The sequence below is a fragment of the Pseudokineococcus marinus genome (assembly GCF_013004605.1).
Classification (GTDB): domain Bacteria; phylum Actinomycetota; class Actinomycetes; order Actinomycetales; family Quadrisphaeraceae; genus Pseudokineococcus; species Pseudokineococcus marinus.
In genome coordinates, this window is record NZ_JABEMA010000524.1 from 1 (window position 1) to 1,318 (window position 1,318).

Genomic DNA, 1,318 nt, shown 5'->3' on the forward strand with positions numbered 1-1,318 from the left:
GGCCCGGCGGGCCGTGGCCGCCGTCCTCGAGCGCGACGCCGCCGAGGTGGCGGGCCTGCGCCGCGCCGTCCGCACGCTGTCACCCGCCTCGACGCTGGAGCGGGGGTACGCCGTCGTGCAGGACGCCGACGGCCGCGTCCTGCGCAGCTCCCTGGAGGCCGACCCGGGCGACCAGCTGCGCGTGCGCCTGGCCGCCGGCGAGCTCGTCGTCGACGTCGAGGCCCAGGTCGACGCCGAGGGACGGGTCCTCGACCCCTTCGCCTGACCCGCGCCCTCACCGGGGCGACATGGCCGCACGTCGCCCCCCGGGCGGGAGGGCAGGAGGGCCCGCCGGCCCGGCGCCTAGGCTCGGCGCATGGCGCGTGACGACTCCCCCGCGGCCGCCGGCGCGACGGCGGGCGACCTCTCGGACCTCCCGGCGCCCTCGACCCTCGGGTACGAGCAGGCGCGCGACGAGCTCGTGCGCGTGGTCGCGGCCCTCGAGGCGGGCGGCACGCCGCTGGAGCGCTCGCTGGCCCTGTGGGAGCGCGGCGAGGCCCTCGCCTCGCGCTGCGAGGAGCACCTGGACGGCGCCCGCCGCCGCCTGGACGGGGCGACCGCCGCCGACGCCGACCGGGGCTGACCGCCGCCCCCGTCGCGGGCAGCCTCCGCGAGTCCCCGGTCGTCAGCCGGCCTGCGCGGCCTGCACGGCCGCGGCCAGCTCCACCAGCTCGGGGAACTCCGCCGTGCCGAGCACGGCGGTGGTGGTGCCGCCCTCCTCGCGCACGAGCGCCCGCCGCGGCGGGTCGGACCGGCGCTCGGGCGCGGCCGAGAAGACGCGCCACTCCTCGCCGTCGACGTCCTGCACGCCCTCCTCGGTGCCGGCGGAGGTGACGTCGCGCACCCACCGCTCGGTGGCGGAGCCCGCGACGCGCAGGCCCGCGTACTCCTCCGACGGCGTCACCCAGCCGACGACCCACGTGGTGACGCCGTCCGGCCCGCTGTCCACGCGCGCGGCGTTGGGCGTCCAGCCGTCCGGGACGGCGGGCACGGGCACCGGGAAGTCGACGCGCTGCTGGGCCCCTGCGGCAGCGCCGGCGACGTCGACCGCCGGCTGCTCGACCGCCTGCGGCCGGGGCAGGAAGAGGAGCACGACCGCCACGCAGGCGAGGATGACGCCGAGAGAGACGACCATGTCCCGCGCCGTCTGCCGTGGCCGGGGGCGGCGGGGCGGCGGCGGGGTCGGGCGCTCCGTCGACGCGGCGACGGGCCGCCCGGGCTCGGGCGCGGCGGTGCTCACGCGCCCCATCATCCCCCCGCGCCCGCGAGGAGGGCGGCC

3 protein-coding genes are annotated in these 1,318 nt (G+C 80.5%); 2 read left to right on the plus strand and 1 reads right to left on the minus strand.

Translation table 11 applies throughout. The features are described from left to right. Both HLB09_RS17195 and HLB09_RS17200 read left to right on the plus strand, forming a co-directional pair. Positions 1-265 (plus strand): exodeoxyribonuclease VII large subunit (locus HLB09_RS17195; RefSeq protein ID WP_281359504.1); only part of this gene is annotated, 265 nt, incomplete at its 5' end. Positions 266-355: 90 nt separating this feature from the next. Beyond that, a complete protein-coding gene (locus HLB09_RS17200) occupies positions 356-622 on the plus strand; it encodes an exodeoxyribonuclease VII small subunit (protein ID WP_171204502.1) in 267 nt (88 codons plus the stop codon). 42 nt (positions 623-664) lie between these two features. On the opposite strand, the gene HLB09_RS17205 is transcribed toward HLB09_RS17200, so the two are convergent. Further along, positions 665-1,318 (minus strand): DUF4245 domain-containing protein (locus HLB09_RS17205; protein ID WP_212771314.1); only part of this gene is annotated, 654 nt, incomplete at its 5' end.

What these genes read in the sequence shown, in the direction of transcription:
- HLB09_RS17200 (WP_171204502.1), top strand. Translation starts at nt 356, where the DNA reads ATGGCGCGTGACGACTCCCCCGCGGCCGCCGGCGCGACGGCGGGCGAC.